21 protein-coding genes are annotated in these 21,801 nt (G+C 36.1%); all 21 read left to right on the top strand.

The features are described from left to right. Position 1: 1 nt before the first annotated feature. Positions 2–1,153, top strand: a complete 1,152-nt coding sequence (gene glf, locus ACTQ53_RS07680; protein ID WP_441932641.1) for a UDP-galactopyranose mutase — start codon at positions 2–4, stop codon at positions 1,151–1,153. 17 nt (positions 1,154–1,170) lie between these two features. Then, positions 1,171–1,506 carry a TIR domain-containing protein gene (locus ACTQ53_RS07675; RefSeq protein ID WP_441932640.1) on the top strand — a complete coding sequence of 112 codons (336 nt, stop codon included), beginning with the start codon at positions 1,171–1,173 and terminating at the stop codon, positions 1,504–1,506. Positions 1,507–1,621: 115 nt separating this feature from the next. Continuing rightward, positions 1,622–2,476 (top strand): DUF4422 domain-containing protein, encoded by an 855-nt coding sequence (locus tag ACTQ53_RS07670; RefSeq protein ID WP_441932639.1) that lies wholly within the window; start codon positions 1,622–1,624, stop codon positions 2,474–2,476. A 4-nt stretch (positions 2,477–2,480) separates the two neighbouring features. After that, the gene (locus tag ACTQ53_RS07665; RefSeq protein WP_441932638.1) at positions 2,481–3,125 is read left to right on the top strand and encodes a CatB-related O-acetyltransferase; all 645 of its coding nucleotides are present in this window, start codon (positions 2,481–2,483) and stop codon (positions 3,123–3,125) included. After that, on the top strand, positions 3,122–4,411 hold the full coding sequence (locus ACTQ53_RS07660; protein WP_441932637.1) for an O-antigen polymerase: 1,290 nt from the start codon (positions 3,122–3,124) through the stop codon (positions 4,409–4,411). Before ACTQ53_RS07665 ends, ACTQ53_RS07660 begins: the two co-directional genes overlap by 4 nt. A 4-nt stretch (positions 4,412–4,415) precedes the next feature. Next, on the top strand, positions 4,416–5,318 hold the full coding sequence (locus ACTQ53_RS07655; RefSeq protein ID WP_441932636.1) for a glycosyltransferase family 2 protein: 903 nt from the start codon (positions 4,416–4,418) through the stop codon (positions 5,316–5,318). A gap of 10 nt (positions 5,319–5,328) precedes the next feature. Further along, positions 5,329–6,117, top strand: coding sequence for a glycosyltransferase family 32 protein (locus ACTQ53_RS07650; protein WP_441932635.1), 789 nt, complete (start codon positions 5,329–5,331; stop codon positions 6,115–6,117). A gap of 20 nt (positions 6,118–6,137) precedes the next feature. Continuing rightward, positions 6,138–6,902, top strand: a complete 765-nt coding sequence (locus ACTQ53_RS07645; RefSeq protein ID WP_441932634.1) for a hypothetical protein — start codon at positions 6,138–6,140, stop codon at positions 6,900–6,902. Next, positions 6,902–7,963, top strand: a complete 1,062-nt coding sequence (locus tag ACTQ53_RS07640) for a glycosyltransferase family 2 protein (RefSeq protein ID WP_441932633.1) — start codon at positions 6,902–6,904, stop codon at positions 7,961–7,963. Before ACTQ53_RS07645 ends, ACTQ53_RS07640 begins: the two co-directional genes overlap by 1 nt. Before the next feature lie 8 nt (positions 7,964–7,971). Next, positions 7,972–9,165 carry a polysaccharide pyruvyl transferase family protein gene (locus ACTQ53_RS07635; protein ID WP_441932632.1) on the top strand — a complete coding sequence of 398 codons (1,194 nt, stop codon included), beginning with the start codon at positions 7,972–7,974 and terminating at the stop codon, positions 9,163–9,165. Then, positions 9,152–10,354 carry a Coenzyme F420 hydrogenase/dehydrogenase, beta subunit C-terminal domain gene (locus ACTQ53_RS07630; protein ID WP_441932631.1) on the top strand — a complete coding sequence of 401 codons (1,203 nt, stop codon included), beginning with the start codon at positions 9,152–9,154 and terminating at the stop codon, positions 10,352–10,354. The genes ACTQ53_RS07635 and ACTQ53_RS07630 overlap by 14 nt, the downstream gene beginning before the upstream one ends. 240 nt (positions 10,355–10,594) lie before the next feature. Next, complete coding sequence (locus ACTQ53_RS07625; protein ID WP_441932630.1) at positions 10,595–11,857, top strand: SIR2 family protein; 1,263 nt, start codon at positions 10,595–10,597, stop codon at positions 11,855–11,857. A 464-nt stretch (positions 11,858–12,321) separates the two neighbouring features. Further along, on the top strand, positions 12,322–13,956 hold the full coding sequence (locus ACTQ53_RS07620; protein WP_441932629.1) for an ATP-binding protein: 1,635 nt from the start codon (positions 12,322–12,324) through the stop codon (positions 13,954–13,956). Between the two features lie 6 nt (positions 13,957–13,962). Then, positions 13,963–14,271, top strand: coding sequence for a hypothetical protein (locus ACTQ53_RS07615; protein ID WP_441932628.1), 309 nt, complete (start codon positions 13,963–13,965; stop codon positions 14,269–14,271). Between the two features lie 7 nt (positions 14,272–14,278). Continuing rightward, entirely contained in the window at positions 14,279–15,751 is a 1,473-nt protein-coding gene (locus ACTQ53_RS07610; protein ID WP_441932627.1) for an HD domain-containing protein, read from the top strand. A gap of 12 nt (positions 15,752–15,763) precedes the next feature. Further along, positions 15,764–16,684, top strand: a complete 921-nt coding sequence (locus ACTQ53_RS07605) for an NAD-dependent epimerase/dehydratase family protein (RefSeq protein ID WP_441932626.1) — start codon at positions 15,764–15,766, stop codon at positions 16,682–16,684. A 9-nt stretch (positions 16,685–16,693) separates the two neighbouring features. Further along, a complete protein-coding gene (locus ACTQ53_RS07600; RefSeq protein WP_441932625.1) occupies positions 16,694–17,794 on the top strand; it encodes a glycosyltransferase in 1,101 nt (366 codons plus the stop codon). An 11-nt stretch (positions 17,795–17,805) separates the two neighbouring features. Next, positions 17,806–18,714 (top strand): glucose-1-phosphate thymidylyltransferase RfbA, encoded by a 909-nt coding sequence (rfbA, locus tag ACTQ53_RS07595; protein WP_441932624.1) that lies wholly within the window; start codon positions 17,806–17,808, stop codon positions 18,712–18,714. Positions 18,715–18,922: 208 nt separating this feature from the next. Continuing rightward, complete coding sequence (locus tag ACTQ53_RS07590) at positions 18,923–20,056, top strand: dTDP-glucose 4,6-dehydratase (protein WP_441932623.1); 1,134 nt, start codon at positions 18,923–18,925, stop codon at positions 20,054–20,056. Positions 20,057–20,519: 463 nt separating this feature from the next. Further along, on the top strand, positions 20,520–20,720 hold the full coding sequence (locus ACTQ53_RS07585) for a hypothetical protein (RefSeq protein ID WP_441932622.1): 201 nt from the start codon (positions 20,520–20,522) through the stop codon (positions 20,718–20,720). 1 nt (position 20,721) lies between these two features. Next, entirely contained in the window at positions 20,722–21,711 is a 990-nt protein-coding gene (locus ACTQ53_RS07580; RefSeq protein WP_441932679.1) for a toll/interleukin-1 receptor domain-containing protein, read from the top strand. The last annotated feature ends 90 nt before the right edge of the window (positions 21,712–21,801 follow it).

Genomic DNA, 21,801 nt, shown 5'->3' with positions numbered 1-21,801 from the left:
GATGGAAAATCATTATGATTACTTAATAGTTGGCTCCGGTCTTTTCGGAGCCACTTTCGCACATCTTGCTCATAAGCAGGGTAAGAAGTGCTTGGTGATAGATAAGCGTTCTCACTTAGGCGGTAACATCTATTGTGAGAATATCGAAGGTATCAACGTGCATAAGTATGGAGCACACATCTTCCATACCTCCAACAAGAAGGTGTGGGACTTTGTAAACTCTATCGTTGAGTTTAACCGCTATACCAATTCACCTGTGGCAAACTATAAGGGCAAACTCTATAATCTGCCTTTCAATATGAACACCTTCTATCAGATGTGGGGCGTAACTACACCTGAAGAAGCTCAGGCTAAGATTGATGAGCAGAAAGCTGAAGCTGTGGCTCGTATGAAAGTTGATGGTGTAACAGAACCTCGCAACTTGGAGGAGCAGGCTCAGGTGTTGATAGGAAAAGACATTTACGAAAAACTAATCAAGGGTTATACAGAGAAGCAGTGGGGTAGAAAGTGTACAGAGCTTCCTGCTTTCATTATCAAACGTTTACCAGTTCGTCTCATCTTCGATAATAACTACTTCAATGATAAGTACCAGGGTATCCCTGTTAGTGGTTATAACAAACTCATTGAAGGCTTGTTAGAAGGAGTAGAGACGAAAACAAATGTAGATTTCTTTGAAAACCGCTCTTATTGGGAGGGTATCGCCGACAAGATAGTGTTCACTGGCAAGATAGATGAATTCTATAATTATCAGTTTGGCAAACTAAACTATCGTACAGTACGTTTTGAGACAGAAATCATTGATAAACCAAATTATCAGGGCAATGCAGTTGTGAACTATACAGAGCGTGAAGTTCCTTACACTCGTGTTATTGAGCACAAGCACTTCGAGATGTTTGGTCAGGATGTGTATGAATGCCCAAAGACCGTCATTTCGAAAGAGTATTCCACAGAGTGGAAGGACGGTATGGAACCATACTATCCTGTGAATGACAAGCAGAATTCTGAGCTATATGCCAAGTATAAAGGACTGGCAGACAAGGAAGAGAATGTCATCTTCGGTGGTCGATTAGCAGAATATAAGTATTATGATATGGCTCCTGTTATCGAGAAGGTGATGGAGAGGTTCTCTGTCAACTGTAAAGTTAGACTTTAAATAGAAAGATTTTTGATATGGGACATAAGTGTTTTATATCTTTCAAAACGGAAGATGAAAAGTACAAGAAAGAGATTCAAAACTGGAGTGAAGATAATAAAGTTGACATGATAGATAAGTCATTAAACACTCCTATAGATTCGGATGACGAAGATTACATTATGCGTAAAATTCGTCAGGACTATCTTTCTGATTCTACAATTACTATAGTGTTGATAGGTGAACATAGTTCAGAAGACTTAGGAGAAGATGAACAAAAGTTTATAAAAAGAGAGTTTCAAGCCTCTCTTTATAATGGTGAAGGTAACACTAGAAGTGGAATTTTAGGAGTTGATCTTATCTTAGTAAAATAAGCAAAAGACATTTGGGGACTTCGGCAGGCTGATTGCCATCAGGTATTATTTATAAGCTACTTTTCTGCTGGCGGCATGAAGCCTGCTATGTCCTTTAAATAAAAATGCATTGTATATGGAAAAATCAAAAATTTTAGTGTGTTGTCACAAAAAAGCTGAAGTCTATTCTGATGATATATATACGCCTATACATGTAGGCAAGGCTTTACATCCTAATCTCAATTTGGGATTTATGACAGATAACATAGGGGAAAATATTAGTGAAAAGAATGATTCTTTCTGTGAATTAACTGCTCAATATTGGGCATGGAAGAATTTACGCTGTAAATATATTGGATTATGTCATTACAGACGCTATTTTAGTGAGACTTTTGACAAGGATTCCTTGGATGAGATTCTTGCTAATTTTGATATTATTTTGGCTAGTCCTGTTTATGTTGGAAAGTCTATTTTCTCTTTTTGGGAGGAAAGTTTGGTTAATGAGGACATTCATATTTTTTATCAGTATATGATTGCGCGTTTTCCACATTTGAAAGAGGAAATTGACAACTTTTTTATTCATGGTGTTAGATATAGTCCATGTAATATGTTTGTATGTGACAAAAGACTTTTCGACGATTTTGCTTCTTGGCAATTTTCGATCTTGTTTGATTTGGAGAAAATCATTAAGTTATCTTCGTATTCAAGACCTCGTCGAATATTTGGTTATTTGGCAGAAGGCTTATTGCCTTTTTATGCCAGTTTAAATCATCTAAAAATTAAGTTTTATCCTTTAGTTGATTTTCCAAATGGAAAAATCATATTAAATAATGAATCTTATGGGCAGATTTTTAGAAATAAAATAAGAATTTATATGGCATCTAAAAATACCTATAAAATGCCAGATGATATAAAAGTTAGTTTAAATAATGCAGGAGTTTTTGATAAAATAAAGCTTTTAGTAGAAAAATATAATGTTTCTGATTTTTAGTAAAATGATAAAAGATGTACTTCTTTTAGTGTTACGCTTTTGGAAAGTACAATGGTTTAAATCTGAGTGGAGATATAAAAATCGACACAACTTCACAGTAGCGTCTAATAGCGTATCTGATAATTTCTTTCCCTTAAATAAAGTTTCGGTAGGTAAATACACTTATGGACCTTTGAGAGTTTTTTCGTATAGTCCAAAAGATGAAGGTTTAAAAATCGGAAGCTATTGTTCAATTGCGGAAGATGTAAAGTTTATGTTAGGAGGCGGTCATAATTATCATACTCTTTTTACATATCCTTTTATGCAAAAATTCAAAGGTTTAGATGAGGCGGAATCAAAAGGAAAAATAATAGTTGAGGATGATGTTTGGATAGGTGCGGGGGCCATGATTTTATCTGGTGTAAAAATTGGGCAAGGGGCTGTAATTGCTGCAGGTTCCGTGGTCGTCAATTCCGTTGCTCCATATTCTATTGTAGGGGGAGTACCTGCCAAATTAATTAAATATCGTTTTGATTTACAAACGATAGATGTTTTAAAAAAAGTACATGTTGGGGCTATTGAAAAAGACATAATTTGTAATGATATCGAGAATTACGAGAGAAGTGAAAAACTTTCGGAATTCTCTTCTTATATTCGAGATTTCCTATGATATATTTATTGCTAGTTTACTTATTGATTCTCTTCTTTTTTAGCTGTAAGAAGACAGAGATAAATTTGAGTAATCCATCATTCTATTTGCTATTTGGTATGATTATTGCTGTCTTGGTGGCGATTATCTATCAAAAAGAATGGAATTTGAATTTACATGTTACAACCTTTTTTGCCATAGCATTGGGGTGTACTATCTTTTGTTCTGTTCTTGTTGGAGTTAAGAAAAAAAAACTGAATAAGTCTTCATCATTTATTTTTATATCTGATAGCAAGATAGTATTTATGATTTTTTTTCAGCTTGTTACATTCTACATGGTTGCCAAAATTAAAATGGCTCAAACAGGTAATTTGATTTTGGCGGAGGCTGTAAATGAAACTATGATGGATTCAAAGTTTGGTAATGGTCATTATAGTTTAGGATTTTGGGGAATTCCAAGTAGTATAGTATCTGAATATGGATATCTGTGTTGTGCTTTGATTCCATTATATTTTAAATACAGGGTTAAAAGAAGAAAAATTCTATTACTTGTTCTATCATTGCTTATTAATATGATTGGATCATTGTTGGCTGGTGGAAGAACAGAATTGCTTTGTAACATTGTTGCTCTTGCCTTTTTTTATTTTCTTTTTAATGATGTTAAGCATAAATTGAAACCTTTAATTATTATGGGAATAACAGCATTGTTATTTATCAGTTCTTTTGCTTTGTTGGGCAATTTAATCGGTCGATCTGAAAATTCTGATGATCCAACTCTTCAAGTCGTCACGTATGGCTTTGCAGTTTATTGTGGTGCAGAAATCAAAAACTTAGATGATGAGCTTGAAAAACCAGCAAAAGAAACTGAACCTTTCGGTAAGTTAACATTAAGATACATATATAATTGGTATGGCAGCCATTTTAAAAATAAAGCATTAGCTTCGTACAGTGATGGTACGTATTTTAATTCGGCAGGCAGTTATACTTTAGGCAATGTATTCACTGTATTTCATAGTGAATATATTGATGCAGGATTATTTGGAATAATAGTTTTTACATTTTTAATGTCATTTGTTAGTCGTATGTTTTATGCATTAACATTAAATTCTGATTTTTCGCTCTCGGGTATTCCGAATTTTGCTACTATAGCTTGTTCTTCTATGATACCTCAAGTTTTTCTATCTTTTTTTGGTACTAATTTTTGGGGATGGTTTGGCTATTGGTTGTCTTATAAATCAGTATTTATAATTGTGTTGCTTTTGTTTTTATATGGAATGAAAATTATTAAATATCATAAAATTATATAGTTATATGGATGTTTCTGTAATAATTGTCACTTATAATACTTGTGAGATGACTATTAATTGTATAAATAGTGTTATTCAGAAAACTGAGAATCTAGATTATGAGATTATACTTGTAGATAATGCATCTCAAGATGAGTCTTATAGTACATTTTCTCAAGATGCTAGAATTCGCTATATATATAGTGAAAAAAATTTGGGATTTGGTAAAGCTAATAATTTGGGTGCTAAATTTGCAAAAGGTAGATATCTTTTTTTATTGAATAGCGATACGTTGTTAAAAAACAATGCATTGTGTGAATTCGTTAAATTCATGGACTCTTCTTCTAAAAATATCGGATGTTGTGGTACATTGTTAACTGATGCAGAAGGGCATCGAATTCATTCTTATGGTGATACTCATACTGTTCTCAATTCTATGGATGAATGGTGCGTTTTTCCAATACTTTCTCATCTAGGTCTGAGAAAACATTTGAGAAAATATTTTCATGAGAGTATACCTGATAGAGATTCTTTTGAAGTTGGATTCATAACAGGTGCAGATTTGTTTATAAGACGAGATGCTTATGAAATTTGTGGGTTGTTCGATCCAGATTTTTTTATGTATTATGAAGATTCTGAACTTTGTGCGCGTTATCGAAAGTTAGGATTCAATAGCGTAATAATAAAGACTCCTTCTATTGTGCATTTAGAAGGTGCTAGCAATAAAAAACGCTCTCTTGTAAGGCGTGATATGGTTATGAAAAGCATGTTTATTTATTTTTATAAAGACATGAATCCTTTTTTATTTCAATTATTTAAAATTTCTTTTAAAATTATCTATTTAATAATGTTTTCCTTCAGTATGCCGCTAATCAAAGGGAGTTTTAAGGATAAGAAGACACATTTAATCAATGTTGTAAAACTATAATTATTGCATTATGATACCAAAAATTATACACTATTGTTGGCTCAGTAATGACCCGATACCAGATGACTTAAAGACTTGTATGGACTCATGGAAAAAATATCTTCCAGATTATGAGTTCATACTTTGGAATTTTGAAAGATTTCCTAAAGATAAGTCAAAGTGGGTTAGAGATGCGTTTGATAATAAGAAATATGCATTCGCTGCGGATTATATTCGCATTTATGCCTTGTATCATTATGGTGGATTTTATTTGGATATGGATGTTGAGGTTGTAAAGCCTTTTGATCCTTATTTATGTCTTGTTACCATGATTGGTTATGAAAATAGCAAGGCTAAAGGTTTAGAAGTTGCTGCTTTTGGGGTTGAAAAGCACTCTCCATGGATAAAAAAATGTTTGGATTTTTATGATACTCGTGAATTTATTAATCAAGATGGTACTTTCAATATTCAGCCCCTACCAGGTGTAATTAAAAGATGTCTTGAGCGAAATGGGTATAAATTATTTGATGTAACTAGTATTTCTGAGGCCATTAATCTTAAAAATAATCTTGTAATTCCAGTTTTTCCATTAGAATATTTTAGTCCAAAAAATCATGATACTGGTAAAATTATGTCTACTGAAAAGACTGTTACTATTCATCATTTTGCTGGCTCATGGTTGCCTTGGTATTTTAGAATGGAACAGAAGTTTTGGACATTCCTAGGAATCCGAGATTTAAGATTAATATTAAGATTGATTAATCTTATTAAGTTTGGTACTTTAAGAAGTCAAGTTACTCCGAAAGAAAAGGTAGGATAATATTTTTAATGAAAAAATCTATGACAAGAATAGTTTTATCATTTGATGATGCTCGTTTTGATGAGTATGATGCAATAAAACTTGCATCTAAGTATGGTGTGAAATGTACTTTGAATGTAACGACGGCTTATGTAGAGAATTCAGCTCCTACAGATGCTGGTGATTGTCCTGCAATGGCTAAAGAGCAGGTCTTAGAGTTGTATGATGATGCCAATGTAGAAATTGCGGGCCATAGCCATACTCACGTAAATGACTTTAATGATATTGTTAAAGGTCAGCGAATTTTGGAGGGTTGGTTAAGTACAAATGAGAAACTCGGTTTTGCAAGCCCTCATTCTCAGTTGGATTTAAATGAGAATCCTCTGAATAAATTCAAGGGGGCTAATTTTTTGTATGTACGCAAAAGCCAAGTTTATGATAAGTTTTCGCCTGTTTATCGTTACATTAGAAAAATCTCAAGAATCTGTGGTTTTAAATGGCCTTTATATATTACTTATAAGAATACTTTGGCAAATATAGTTGAAAATGGGTATTTTCTCCATGGTGTGCCAGTTTTGTTAGATAACAGTTTTGATCAGATTAAATATATTGTTAATAAAGCAATAGAAAATAAAACTGATTGCCTTTTAATACTTCATAGTATATGTAAGAAAGGACACCCATTGGAACATGATTTATATTCTTGGGAATGGGAAAAGTTCGAAGCATTGTGTGTATACATCCATTCTTTAGAAGTAAAAGGGAAGCTTAAGTCAGTATTGTCTAAAGATTTAATTTTAAAATAATGAGTAATCCATTAATCTCTATCATAGCACCTGTTTATAAAGTCCAGGAGCAATATTTGCGTGATTGTATTGTTAGTTTGCAAAATCAGACTTATTCTAATATCGAGATTATTTTGGTAGATGACGGAAGTCCAGATACTTGTGGTTTAGTATGTGATGAGTTTGCTAAGAAAGATAATCGCATCAAGGTTATACATAAACAAAATGGAGGCTTGGTTTCTGCCCGCAATGCTGGTTATGAAATAGCAACTGGTGATTGGTTCTGTTTTATGGATAGCGATGATTGGCTTGATGTCGATATGATGGAGAAAATCGTTCATCAGTTAGATATTCATACAGATATTAATGTCGTTTTTTGGAAACTTGTTCATGAGGTTAATGGGCAGCAGATAACTGGTAAGTTAGAATGGAAATGTGATGATTATACTCATGTGTATGGTTCTGACGAGTGTAAGCAACTGGCGGTTGATACCTTGATTTACAATTTAGGAGTTTCTTCTCCTGTCATAAGATTAGTGAGAATGGACTTTGCAAAGAAATACAATGTCACCCACGATTCTAGAACTAAACAAGGATTGGAGGGGAATATTTTTGCAATGCGTTCGTTCTATTATGCTCAGAAGGCTTTATTTATTAATGAGTATTTTTATCATTATAGATATAATCCAACCTCAATTTCAAAAAGTGTAAGTGAAGCTAATGTTAAATGTATCATCGATTGTCTTAAAGTTATGGAGGAAGATATTTCTACCTTTAGTAATAAAGAAGATTTTCGAAAGCCTATGTATGATAAGGCTATATATGTTATTTTAGCAATGGCAATGAATACTTACTTTCATCCAGCAAATACAGATTCGCTTGTGAAAAGGACAAGGAAATTTGCTAGAATAATAGACGAGAATTTATTATTCAAAGAAGCGATTAAAAAAGCTTCTTATAACGAAGTTGATAAATTCAGAAAAATTGCTTTATTTTTTATTAAGATTAAAATGTATTTTGTTCTTGATATATTTGGTAGAGCAAAACAGTTTATGTTGAAAAGAGGTAAATATAATTATTGATATTTTGTATGACGAATAAGATAGCACTTGTAACTTGCTACTTCCAGCCTAATTATGGAAGTCAGCTCCAGGCTTTTGCCACTCAGAAGTTCTTTGATGATATTCATGTTCCTAATGAAACCATTATGATTGATGGTTTGAAAGGTGAAATCAATAAGGCAAAGTATAAGTACTTTCTGAGTAAGATATTTGATGCCAATACCATCAAGGATAAATGGGCCACGGTAAAGAAGGTGATAGCTAAGAAAAGTAATCATACCTATGCTTCACATCTTATGGAGCGATATAATATGTTTGATACCTTCGCTCAGCATGAATTTCATCTATCGAAGCGTTATGGTTCTTTTGCTGAACTGGGCAAGGCTTCCAATGATTATCAGATGTTTGTTGTTGGAAGTGATCAGCTTTGGTTGCCTTCCAATATTGCAGCCAACTATTATACCTTGAACTTCGTGCCAAGAGAGGTGCCAAAGATGGCGCTTGCAACTAGCTTTGGCATATCTCAATTGCCTTCTGCACAGGCAAAGTTGGCTAAGGAGTTTCTGCCTCGTATCGACTATTGCTCTGTTCGTGAAGTAAGTGGTCAAAAGCTTATCAAGAATTTGACAGGAAGAGATGTACCTGTGGTATGTGACCCTACGATTTTGTTTACAGCTGAGGAATGGGGTGAAGGTATCAGTAAGGAGCGATTCGTAAAGGAGAAGTATCTGCTCTGCTATTTCTTAGGTAATAATCCTATTCAACGTGAGTTTGTCAAGAAGGTAAAGGCTTTGACGGGATATAAGATTGTACAGTTGCAGCATTGTGATGAATTTATTGGCAGTGATGAGAATTTCCCTGACGAGGCTCCATATAATGTTGGTCCTAAGGAGTTTATCCGTTTGATTCGTGATGCAGAGTATGTATTTACAGACTCATTCCATTGCTCTGTATTCTCTATGCTTCATGCCAAGAAGTTCTTCACATTCCGCAGATATAACAACGATAGTATTGTTTCAACCAATGGCCGTATCTATTCTTTACTTTCATTGGTGGGTGAAGAGAAACGCTTGTTGAAGGGTGATGAAGATCCAAATGGTATGTTGCTGTTGGATATAGATTATAGTAAGGTTCATGATAAGTTGGCAGAATTGCGCCAGTTTACCAAGAACTTTGTTTTTGATGCATTAGAAAAATCTGGTATCAAATATGATAGAGATTAAAGATAAGCAAGGTTGCTGTGGTTGTTGGGCATGTGAAAACGCATGCCCAAAACATTGCATTTCGATGGTGGAGGATAAGGAAGGCTTCCGTTATCCTCTGGTGGATATGGATTCTTGCATCGACTGCCATCTGTGTGAGAAGGTATGTCCAATTATTAATGTTAAACCTGAGGAGAAAAAGCCTCAGAGAGGTTATCTGCTTCAAAACAAAGATGCTAAGGTTCTTGCGGAAAGTACATCAGGAGGAGCATATACTGCTATAGCCAAGTATGTATTAAAACAAGGTGGCGTGGTTTTCGGAGCTGCTCTCAATGAGCATAATGAGGCAAGACATATCTATATAGAAAGCGAGGATGAACTTTGGAAATTCCGAAATAGTAAGTATGTACAGAGTCTAATAGGGGAAACTTATCAACAGGCTAAGGATTTTTTGAAGCAAGGACGTTTGGTATGTTTCAGTGGTACTCCGTGCCAGATGGAAGGTTTGGTATCATATCTTAGAAAGCCATACGATAATTTGATTATCGTTGATGTGGTTTGTAGAGCGGTTCCATCACCTAAGGTGCTTCGTAAATATATAGAATATCAAGGCTTGACATACGGAGATAACTTAAAGAATCTGAAGTTTAGAGATAAGAAATTCTATGGATATAAGTATTCGAATATGAGTTTCGACTCACAGAAAGGTTCTTATCATGCAGGTATTGATACCGATCCTTGGCTTCGCTCGTTCTTCTCTGGTATCAATGTTCGACCAAGCTGTTATGCTTGTAGATTCAAGAAGCAGTATCGTGTGACAGACTTCACAATATGGGATTGCTTCGAGGTGTACCAGTATAGTAAGGAGTTGGATAATGATAAAGGTGTAACTAAAGTTCTTGTTCATTCAGCCAAGGCTGAAAAAATCATGAAAGCCATAGAAGCTGATGCTTATATAAAAGAGGTAGGTGTTGATAGGCTGATAGCTGGTGTTCATGAGTTGACTGCTCAGCCAAAGAACAATCCTAAGCGTACAGCATTCTTTGAAGACTTAGATAGGCTTTCGCCTAAGGAGTGTTTCGATAAATATTTTCCTGTTACTTTCAGAACCAAGATGGAGAAGCATATTAGAAGCTTAATGTTACAGTTAGGTATCTATAAACAATTCCGTATGCTGGTGAAGAAGATGGTGGGGGAAGTGAAAAGATAAAGACATGATGGATACAATTGATATTTCTCAAAACATTCAAGACTTCAGGCAGGTGTTTGAGCAAGAGAATAGAATCATTTTCTCTGCTAGGTTTGGAGATGGTAAGTCTTACTTTCTGAAAGAGTTCATGAAGAGCTTTATTTTGTTGTGTATTCATGAATCTTTAAGGAAAATCTCGTTGGTTGTGTTCTTCTTCTGTTTGTATTCACTTTATTGAAATAATCAATAAAAATGAAATGTATGATAGAAAAAAATAATAAAATATGTGAAGCCAAGGATATAAAAGAGAATATTCTTGAATTGCATTTCTTTCAAGGTCAGTCAGATTATCTTGAAGAGAATAATATTAAGGAAAATGAACGTAAGAATGCTGTCAAGGCTAAGATTGCGGAGTTTTTCAACATGAAGAATGTATGCTTTCTCTTTGGTGCTGGTACCAGTTGTCCTGCGATCCCAAATATGGCAGGTCTTTATGCAAAAGTTGAAAAGGCTTTGAAAGGCAATTATATGGAAAAACGTTTCGGCAAGATTGCCAAGGCTTGTGACAACAAGCTGGAAGAAATTCTCTCTGTGCTATACTCTGGTAGAGCTTACTATCAAGGTTTTGGTGATGGTTATAAATATAGGGAAGAGAAATGTTCGGACCTTATCAAGTTCATAGAAGAAATTATCTTTAAAAGTATCAATATTGATTTCGCCAAGGGTAAAGCTCCTGAAGTCCTTGAAATTTATAAATCCTTCTATCAAAAGATAGCTTTCCGCAACAAAGATTTATCTCGTATCTGTGTCTTTACCACCAACAATGACCTCTTTAATGAAACGGCAATGGATAATCTGAACATCCATTATGTGAATGGCTTTAGTGGTGGCATCAAGAAGCACTTCAATCCTGCCATGTTCAATTATACCTTTTCCAAGCGTATGGATGTCAGCATCGACAAGTATGAGCCTGTTGAGAATATGGTATATTTTTACAAAATTCATGGCTCTGTGAACTGGATAGATGATGACAAAGATGATTCCAACTTTTTTAGTATCATGGAGAATGCCAATCCACAATGGTCTAAAGATAAGAATACTCTGATTTATCCTACGCCTACTAAGCAGAACAAAAGTCTTGGTGCTCCATATGTTGATTTGTTTAGAGAGTTTCAGCATCGCTTATTGGAACCTAATACCGTTCTCTTTGTGATGGGCTATGGCTTTAATGATGAGCATGTGAACGACGTTATTTATAGAGCATTAGCTACCAATACGACTTTTAACCTTGTGGTAATCGACCATATAGCCGAGGATAAGCCAATATGCAAAATAGATGATAAACGTATATTCCGACTTTGGGGTGAAGTGGAAAATCCAGATTCTAAAAAAGATAATATTCAAATGCATTATTTTGATTATACTGTAAGAGAATGGATGCCAAACCTGAATGCTTTTGCTCAGGAAGAGAAGATAGTTAAGGACTTTGTCAAAGGTCTCAAAGAAATTAGCAAGAAGGTTTAATAGCACTAGTTTGTAACCATTAAAAAGTAAAGCTATGAAGATAGGAAAAATTGTGTCTGTAGAATATGATAAGTTTCGGGTTCGGTTGTTTGCTACAACCAAGCATTCTACTGTATCTATCAATGGGCAGGTTTACTACTTTGGTAACATTGGTAGTTACTTGAAGACGAGCAATGCTACTGGTGACCAAATTTTGTGTAGTTAGTGCTATCTTGGATTACAATCAAGAGGGGAAAATGTTTTCTTCATTTAATCTAGATAGTTCACGTGAGTTTATTGTCAAACCAATAGGTACGATAACTACTACTGGTAAGTTTACTATGGGTGTAGGAATATTCCCTTCCTTATATAGTGATGTGGAGATTGTTACGTTTCAAGATTTGTGACAAATCCTGTCTTCTCAGATTGAAGAAGATGATGATGATAAAATCCATCATTCGATAGATATTGGCTATAGCAAGAGTTTGATAAACTATAAAATATCATTAAGTATCAATAGACTTTTCAATATTCATACTGCAGTTTTAGGTAATAGTGGTAGTGGAAAATCTAATACAATCGCTCGCATTTTGCAGGAGGTCTTCCGTAAAGAGAATAACCATGCATACGGCTCCAAGGTTATCTTGTTTGATTCCAATGGCGAATATCCAAAGGCTTTTAACAGAGAATTGAACGATGGCATTCATGCAATATTCTATAAGCCTAACGTTGGTGATGTCGATGAGGGTATGGTTAAGTTTACTTTGCCATATTATCTGATGAACCTTGATGAATGGTTGGCATTTTTGATGGCTTCAGAACGAACTCAAAAGCCTTTTTGGGACAACGTTCTGCAAGAATGTTATAAGTTCTATTGTATGTTCAACACCAAGGAAGAGAATGTGGTTAAGCAATTTGCTAATTACATTAAATGGAAGACTTGGAAGATATTATCTGAAATTATAGCAAAAGCTGATTCTGATAGTTCAAAGATGACTATTGCTAAGGGGGCAATTCAGAAGATGAAAGATATCTATGAATTGGTTCCTAAGGAAGAAGTACCTAGCGAAGTAGTTGATGATTTGGACAACTTTTTTTCAGTATGTATAGACTTGTGCGTTGTATATTATGGTAATAACAATAATTCCCTTTCTGAAGCTTTGCCTAAATTCATAAAGGATAAAAAAAATGCTCGGTATGTAAGAGTCGATTTGATAGCTGGGGCTAATGCTCACTATGTGACATCAACTCATCGTGATAATAACGGTGAAGCATTCGAGCAAATAGATGAAAAATCTGCAATGAATATAAGTGAAGAAAAATTGAAATCAGGCGAATACTTCGATTATCGCTTTTTGAAAACAGCAGCCGAATTGGTTTTGTTGGAAGAGGAGGCTAAGGGTAATCTGCGTGTCAGAGAGTTCACTTCTACATTAATGACGCGTCTGGATGTTTTTCTCTACAACGCAGAATGTAAGTTTATGAAAGAAACGGAGTATCGTTATGAAAATGAAGAAGACTATTTGGCTAAGGTCTTCGGAATTTCAGAAGAATCAAATGAAACTCAACTTATATGCATAGATTCAAGTGAGGTTGGAACGGATGTTCTTGAATTGATGACAAGTGTGGTAAGCCGTATACTTTTTGATTATCGAAAGAAGCAAAAGGGGGACAATCGTAGAAAGCATCCTATTCATTTGATATTGGATGAAGCTCATAGGTATATTAGAAAGGATACGGAATATATCATGAGAGAGAACATTTTTGAGAAGATTGCCAGAGAGGGAAGAAAGTATTCTTTATTCTTGATGATTTCATCTCAACGACCATCTGAGTTATCGCAGACAGTTTTATCACAATGTGGAAATTATATTGTGCATAGAATACAGAATGAAATAGACATGAATTATATTTATTCGGTTCTTCCATATTTTTCTTCTGATTATGTCAATAAGATAAAACAGGCGGTACCTGGTGAAGCTTTGATATTTGGCAATTGTGTGCCTATGCCATTAATGGTAAAAGTAGAACAAGCTTCGCCTGATCCGAACAGCAAAAACTGTGAGATAGACAAAGAATGGTTTAATTTTTCCCTTCATGATAAGAACAATCAAAACTAAATAATTATGATACATGAGATTAATGCTTCCGCAATTATAGCTTGTCTTGCAGCTCAAAGCAAGGGTAATAAAGTGAAAATTAGTATTAAAAAAGTTATAGAGATAGGATGTAAGTTAGAGAAGAAACATCCTTCAGTCTTCGTGGATACAGATAGATATGCTTTTCATTCTTTTGTAAGTATTAATACGAAAGCGATTACCATAAGAGAATCAGATATTGTGATAGATAAGTCTAATCACTTGTTGAAAAGTCGTCTTGATAGAATGCTTCCATCAGAAGACATCTGTAAATATATTAATGAGATCATAGGATAGTTTATTTATGAAAAATATACTAGATACAGTACATGGTCATATTCTTATTCCTGAAGAATATTTGGAAAAAATAATTGATACTGCAGAGTTTCAGCGTCTCCGTCGTATAGAACAATCACCTATACGCTCTGTTTATCCAAGTGCAAGACATGATAGATTTATACACTCGTTAGGTGTATATCATATCGGGCAGATGATAGCAAATCAGCTATATGCAGAGAAAAACGAATGGGGAATAGATGTTGATTTTGAGTCTGTTGTGAAATCTTATTTGTTGGCATGTTTGCTACATGATGTAGGACATGCTCCGTTTTCTCATACACTTGAAAAGTATTATGGGACAAAGAAAAACTTGGCAAAACGATTAGCTGATGCTGTTAATACAGAAAGCTTTTCCCATGATATTGAGGGCAAAGAAAAGGAAGCAAACTTTCATGAATATGTAAGTGCATGGGTTGCGGTGCATCGTTTTTCGACTGAAATAACGGAATTGGGTGGAAATCCAGAATTTGTAGCAAGAATGATAATTGGATTGTTCTACACGGACAAAGAAAACCATCAGATAGATAACTGTATGGTGTCATTACTTCATGGGGAAGTTATTGATGCAGACAGGTTGGATTATACTTGTCGGGATGTGTGGGCATCTGGTTATCACACATCAAGCTATGACTTGAAAAGACTTATTTCTGCATTACATATTCGTAAAGAACCAGCGACTAATGATTATGTAGTTTGTTTTGATAGCAATGTTGTTAACGAAATAGATAACGTGATGACAGTAAAGGACTTTCAGATGAAATATGTATTTAATCATCATACAGTTGTTTATGACCAATATTTGTTGACTTCTGCTATTGAGCATACAGCATATAAGTTGTTTGGTGAAGAAACCAAGAAAGAATATGAGGAGGAAAGTGATGCTGTTTCGGCAGCGGCAAACAAACTTTGCTGTGTCGAATCAATGTTGCAGCCATTACCTTTAGGCAATCTGAAATTGATTAATCCATCTGATGGGGATTTTATCAGTTTGATGAAGCAGGATGAAGATAATGAAGCCTTTAAGGAATGGTATAGTCGTAAATACTCTCGTTTTGCAATATGGAAGACTCCTGATGAATTTGCTGGCTTTTTCAAAATTCAGCGAAACCAATCTATCGAAAATCCAAATTTCGGTAAAGAAGTGATTTCTGCATTGAAAGAAAATGGTATTGCTGTGGAGGATATATTGATAAAGAAAGCTACTTATAAGCCAAAAGTCCTGTTGGAAAGTTTGTATATCTTGGTTCATAAGGAACTTAAAAGATTCACTGAGATTTATCCTGATGAAGGTGCAACAGAAGATGTAGTTTTCTATTACGTCTATGTCACGAAGCCAAATCAAAATCAGAAAGAAATAGAAGAACTTAGACAGCGATTAATAACTGTTTTGTTGCCAGTAATGCAAAAACTTTATCCAGAATTATATCATCAGCACTAAAACGTTATTCCAATGAATATACTTTTTATAGGAGGAGCAGGATTTATTGGCTCCAGTTTGGTCAAGCAGTTTTTGACAAACGAAAAATATAATGTTTTTGTTGTAGAACCAGAGTTTGCCAATGTGTCGAGACTTGATGGCCTTAATGTAAAGATTTACCGAGAGGCTTTAGGTAATATCGACAAGGTTGAAAAGATTTTGATTGGTAACAAGATAGATATCGTGGTTCATCTTGTGTCTACGCTGATTCCTGGCAGTGGCTATGATGATTTCAACAATGAGTTTAAGAACATGATTTTCCCTTCCATCAAACTGATGGAGATTTGTGCTAAGGAGAATATCAAGTTTGTTTATTTCTCTTCTGGTGGTACTATATATGGTAATCGTTCAACGATGCTACCATTTGTTGAGACAGATGAAATGGCACCTATTTCTTACTATGGCTGGTCAAAGCAAATGATGGAGAATAGTATTCTTTTTAAGAATCGTACAGAAAACTTGAAGTACTTGATAGTTCGTCCATCTAATCCATATGGTCATGGTCAAAATTTACATGGTAAGCAAGGATTGGTGGCTGTAGCAATTGGTAAGATCTTGGAGGATAAGCCAGTAGAAGTTTGGGGTGATGGCTCGGCAATCCGTGATTATATCTATATTGATGATTTGGCAAAGGTATTCTATCAGTTGATAGATAAGGATGTCTACAACGAGACCGTTAACTTGGGCAGTGGTAGAGGTTATTCTGTGAATGATATTCTTGCTTTCTTGAAGATTATCACAAAGAAAGATTTTAAGATTGTCTATGAGAATGCCCGCCCTATGGATGTGTCTAACATGGTTTTGGATACTGAAAAGATGCAACGTTTGGCACAAGTTGAGTTGACTCCTATGTTGAATGGTATCTCTACTTTTTATAATGAATCTGTAAAATAGTTAATGGTTATGAAGAGAATTGCTATTATTGCAGGTGTACTCCATTCTGGCGGAAAACGAAATCTTATTATGGAGTATTACCGACATATTGATAGAACCCAGATCCAGTTTGACTTTATCTGTGATTCTGATTCAAATGGTATTCCTGAGGAAGAAATTCTTTCTTTAGGTGGCAGGGTTTATAAGGTTGCTCCTTACAAACATATTGGAGCGCATATGAGAGAGACTTATAAAATTTTGAAGGACAATAAATATGAAATCATGCATGCCTTTGATAATACTTTGAATGTATTTCCTATGTTCTTGGGTTGGCTAGCTGGTGTAAAGGTTAGAATCTCTGAGAGTATATCTAAAGGTGACAAGAATGAGAAGAAAACTATAGTAAAACTGGCTCTTCGTCCTTTCTCTCATTGGTTTGCTAATTACTACATGGCAAATTCTATAGATTGTGGTGTTTGGCAATTTGGTAAGAAAACCTATGATAAAGGTGAAATTACAATATTCAAGACAGTAATCAATGCTGATACCAATGCTTTTGATAAGGTTCTTAGAGATGAAACCAGAAAGAAGTTTGGATGGGAAGACAAGGTGATTTATGGCTTTATCGGACGATATGTTGATCAGAAGAATCCTCTTTTCCTGATTGATATATTCAATTCTATTGCTAAAAAACAGCCTAATGCTAAACTTGTAATGATTGGCTTTGGCGAGTTAGAAACGGCAATGCATGAAAAGATAAAGGAATATGGATTGCAAGATAGAGTTGAAGATTTAGGTCGCCGTGATGACATCAAGCAATTTTATAATGCTTTTGATGCATTCTTGCTACCAAGTTTGTATGAGGGTATGCCTGTTGTTGGCATAGAAGCTCAATGTGCAGGTTTACCAATCTTCTTCTCTAAGAATATAACAGAAGAGACTACTGCTTCTGAGTTGGCACACTACATAGGATTAAATGAATCGCCTGAAGTTTGGGCTGATACTATTATCAATGTGGTGAATGCAAATCTTAGCAAGCGAAGAAGCTATGCTGAAGAGGTAAAGAAGAATGGATTTGATTCTCACAGCGAAGCAATTAGAATGATGAAATTTTATCTGAATAAATTATAGTTTAGTATTTCATGAAAGGAATCGTATTAGCAGGTGGTAGCGGTACTCGTTTGTATCCTATCACAAAAGGTATCAGCAAACAGCTGATTCCTATCTTCGATAAACCGATGATATATTATCCTATCTCGGTATTGATGTTGGCTGGTATCCGTGAGATTCTGATTATCTCAACACCATTCGACTTGCCTGGTTTCAAACGATTGCTTGGTGATGGTAGCCAACTGGGTGTGAAATTTGAGTATGCTGAGCAGCCTTCACCAGATGGTTTGGCACAGGCATTCATAATCGGTGAGAAGTTCATCGGTAATGATTCTGCTTGCCTTGTGTTGGGTGACAATATCTTCTATGGTGCCGGATTGAACCAAATCCTGGCAAAGGCTGTAGCAGATGCTGAGCAGAATGACAAGGCTACAGTCTTCGGTTATCGGGTAAGTGATCCTGAGCGATATGGCGTGGCAGAGTTTGATGAGCAAGGCAATTGCCTGAGTATCGAAGAGAAGCCTGAGCATCCAAAGAGCAATTATGCTGTTGTTGGCTTATACTTCTATCCTAATAAGGTGGTGGAAGTAGCTAAGCATATCAAACCATCTGCTCGTGGTGAGTTGGAAATTACAACAGTAAACCAGGAGTTCCTGAAGGACAAGGAACTGAAGGTACAGACTATGGCAAGAGGATTCGCATGGCTCGATACCGGAACCCATGATTCCCTTTCTGAGGCATCCACCTTTATCGAAGTCTTGGAGAAGCGCCAGGGCTTGAAGGTAGCTTGTCTGGAAGGTATCGCATACCGCCAAGGGTGGATAGATAGTGATACGTTGCGTGAAAATGCTCAGCCAATGTTGAAGAATGACTATGGCAAATATCTCCTTTCCATTCTTGAAGAGAATGAAGCTTCTTTGACAAAGAATCTTGAGTATTAAATATTTTTCGAATCCCTCCGTCTCCCTTTCCAAAGGGAGCTCCACTTTCTCCCCAAGCCCCTCTTCCTCAGGAAGCGGGGATGTAACCGCACACTTTTGGCGTGCTCGGAACCGCTACGCTCTAAGGTTGTCGGACCGTCAGAGGTCTCGCCATATTTTGCGGGATGGGACCGCCTGGATGAGGGTTCCCTATAATTAAAATATATATATGCATAATATAATAATAACAGGTGGAGCTGGTTTCATCGGCTCACACGTAGTAAGACTTTTCGTGAACAAATATCCTGAGTATCACATCATCAACCTCGATAAGTTGACATACGCAGGCAACCTGGCTAACCTCAAGGACATCGAGGACAAGCCTAACTATACTTTCGTAAAGGGTGATATCTGTGATTTCGACCTGATGTTGAAACTGATGCAGGACTACAAGGTGGATGGCATCATCCATCTCGCTGCCGAGAGCCACGTAGATAGAAGTATCAAGGATCCTTTCACTTTCGCTCAGACCAACGTGATGGGAACCCTGTCTCTGCTCCAGGCGGCAAAGATTTACTGGGAGAGTCTGCCAGAGGGTTACGAGGGCAAGCGTTTCTACCACATCTCTACCGATGAGGTTTACGGTGCCTTGCAGATGACTCATCCTGAGGGCATCCCTGCACCATTCACTACCAAGGCATCTAGCGGTAAGAACCATGAGGCTTACGGCGAGGAGTTCTTTCTGGAGACTACCAAGTATAATCCTCACTCTCCATACTCTGCATCCAAGGCAAGCTCAGACCACTTTGTCCGTGCTTTCCACGATACATACGGTATGCCTACCATCGTAACCAACTGCTCTAACAACTACGGTCCATACCAGTTTCCTGAGAAGTTGATTCCGCTGTTTATCAACAATATCCGTCATCGCAAGCCATTGCCTGTATATGGTAAGGGTGAGAATGTGCGCGACTGGTTGTATGTAGTGGATCATGCCCGTGCCATCGATATGATTTTCCACAAGGGTAAGATTGCCGAGACTTACAACATCGGCGGTTTCAACGAGTGGAAGAATATCGATATCATCAAGGTGGTAATCAAGACTGTTGATAGATTGCTCGGTCGCCCTGAGGGCGCTGACTTGGATTTGATTACTTATGTAACAGACAGAAAGGGTCACGATATGCGTTATGCCATCGATTCTCGCAAGCTCCAGAAGGAACTCGGTTGGGAGCCATCTCTGCAGTTTGAGGAGGGTATCGAAGAAACGGTAAAATGGTATCTCGAGAATCAGGAATGGATGGATCATGTTACTTCTGGGGAGTATCAGAAGTATTATGAGAATATGTATAAGGACAGATAATGTCTTTTTCCTAAAATCATCCCGTCCTTCTTTACCATTAAAGAAGGCTCCACATCTCTCACCAAGCCTCTCTCTTGCCCGAAGAGCGAGGATGTAACCGCCCTCAGGTGCTCATAACCGCTTCGCTCTAAGGTTGGCGGACCATCAAAGGTCTGCGGCCAGGTTGTGCGGGCTGGGACCGCCTGGGGTAGGGGTAGGTGGGGATTCAGAAGGGCAGGATGTACCTGGGGGACCTTCGTTCCTTGCTTCCGCAAGATGAAGATGGCAATGCCTAGGTAGGTAAAGGGCATCTGCTCAACCATTTGTTGTATGAAAAGAACAATGCAGTATGCCAAAGATTTAGGCTTTGCTGGCGATGAGGATTTTGGCATGATTCTTATAGAGAATCAAAGCTGCGGTACTCCAGTGTTATAGCATATGGCCATGGTGGTTCTCTAGAAACTGTAAATGAAGAAAAAACGGATTGTTCTTTAATGAGCAGACTCCTGATGTCATAGTTGAAGCCATCAATAAGTTTGAGTCTATGGGTTCACAACCATTTGCTCCTGCAGATTGTCGTCAATGGGCTGAAGGCTTCTCTGAAGAGAGATTCAAAAGAGAAATCAAGGAGTTTGTTGAAGAGAAATACGAGGAATTTAAGAAGAACGGAATAAATATTGATTAATATGATAAAAGCCTTTATATCACATAGTAGTGCGCAAAAGGAATTTGCACAAGAACTAGTCAATACAATCGGTCGAGATTATTGTAAGATTGATTGTTTTGATTTTGAGCCAGCATATAAGTCTATTGATGAAATTTTTAAAGCTATAGATTCTTGTACAATCTTTGTTTTATTAATTTCTAAAGAAGCATTGGCTTCAAGTTGGGTTCAAAAAGAAATCTACAAGGCTAAAGACGAGCTAACTTCTGGGCAGTTGGAACAGTTTTGGCCTTATATTATAGATTCTTCATTGAAGTTGGATGATGTTCCTTCATGGATGGCTAAGGACGAATGTTTTAATCTGAAATATTTCGTTAGTCCTGAAATGTTGAGAAAAGACATTGAGCAGAAAATTCGAAGATTGATTTGGAGAGAAAATCCTAATATTATGGCCCGTGAGACTACTATAATTGGTCGCAGTATTGAAAATGAAGCTTTTGAAGACAAAAGATTTTCCAATCGGGGTAGAAGCTTAAGAGGTCTTATTATCTCAGGAAGAAATGGAGTCGGTAAAGATGCTTTTGCTAAACAATGCCTGTATAAGTTGGGTAAACCTAAAGAAATTGAACCATATCGTATTTCTTTAGATGTTAAAGAAGGCATCGAAAATTTTATTATTTACTTGAACCTATATTGTAGGGAATACAGTAAATCGGAACTTGAAGATATTCTGAGTTCTGCACCAAAAGAAAAAGCAAACATAGCTGTAAAATTATTAAATAAGTTATATGATTCTCAGACTATTGTTTTTGTTGAGGATAACATGGCTTGTGTCTTACCAAATCGAGAGGTCTCAGAATGGCTTGTTGATGTCATTGAAAACCCAGAATTGAATAAACAAATAGGCTTATTCATTAAGTCTTGTATCTCGCCTAATTCTTATATCGAATCAGATTATCCCAAGTTGGCACATATTCAATTGCTTCCGTTAAACAATACTGCGTTAAATTAATATTTAATCGGCTGTAAATCAATAACTTATATTAAGAAATGCTTATGAAAACTTAACTATAAAAAGTTGGTCAAGTCGCTGATTTTCAGT

It is taken from the genome of Prevotella sp. Sow4_E9_plate (assembly GCF_052116205.1).
Classification (GTDB): domain Bacteria; phylum Bacteroidota; class Bacteroidia; order Bacteroidales; family Bacteroidaceae; genus Prevotella.
This window is presented reverse-complemented; position numbering and strand designations above follow the sequence as displayed.